Below are 1,003 nucleotides of genomic sequence, written 5' to 3'. Positions count from 1 at the left end.
GGGGCGGGCGGGGGTGGGGTCGCGCGGGGACCCCGCCACGGTGGCGGCGCGCGGCGCGGCGCCGTTCGCCGCGCGCGTGTCCGTCCGGTGAAACGCGCGGCCCGAGCGCGACGCCCGGACGCGCCGCGTCAGCGCAGCGGGAGCGCGAGCAGCACCGCGCGCTGCGGCGGCACCCCCGCGCGCAGCCGCCCCGCCGCGTCGAGCGACGACACCTGGCTGTTGGCGACGTACACCAGCGTGTCGCCGACGACGACGCCGGTGGTCGGCGTGTCGTGCGCGGGGTGGAACCGCTCCAGCACGCGCACGTCGATCGCGCGCGCGCCACCGGCGTCGAGCGCGATCGAGACGACCTGCGACAGCCCGACGCCGTTCTGCACCGCGACCAGCCGCCCGCCGTGCGCGTAGAGTCCGTCGATCATCGCCAGCGTGGCGCGCGGCGCGGGCGTGACGCGCGCCGCGTGCCCGCTCCCGCGCTCGAGGCGCACCAGCCCGCGCGAGGTGGCGACGTGCAGCGTGCGCCCGCCGTCGAGGGTGGCGATCCCGTTGGGGTACGCGAGGCGGAGCGCGTTCCCCTGCGGGTCGCGCGCCGGCACCGGGCGCAGCGTGTCGGCCGCCGGGCCGGCGAGCGCGGCGACGTACACCGCGCCGGCGTGGCTGTCGGTGACGAAGAGCGAGTCGCCGACCAGCACGAGGTCGTTGGGGAGGTGCGGGCCGCCGTCGGCGGGGGGGACCAGGCGCCGCGTCACGCGCCCGTCGGCGAGCGACAGCGCGACCACGGCGGGGCGCGGCGCGCCGGTGGCGACCCACAGCCGCGCGCCGTCCGCGGACACGTGCATCCCGAGCGTCTCGCCGAGCGAGTCGGCCGGGTGGTCGAGGCGCGCCAGCGCGCCGCCGGGGCCCACGCGCCACACGCCGCCGCGCGCCAGCGAGCCGACCAGCAGCGACCCGTCGCGCGGGTCGCGCGCCGCGCTCTCGACCACCAGCCCCGCCTCGGCGACCGTCG

Annotated in this window: 1 pseudogene; it reads right to left on the bottom strand. The window is 80.3% G+C overall.

Annotation, left to right across the window (positions count from 1 at the left end):
• Positions 1 to 128 precede the first annotated feature (128 nt).
• Positions 129 to 1,003, bottom strand: a pseudogene (locus PYV61_RS25760) (hypothetical protein); the annotation flags it as partial.

This window comes from Roseisolibacter sp. H3M3-2, assembly GCF_029211165.1.
Lineage (GTDB): Bacteria > Gemmatimonadota > Gemmatimonadetes > Gemmatimonadales > Gemmatimonadaceae > Roseisolibacter.
This window is presented reverse-complemented; position numbering and strand designations above follow the sequence as displayed.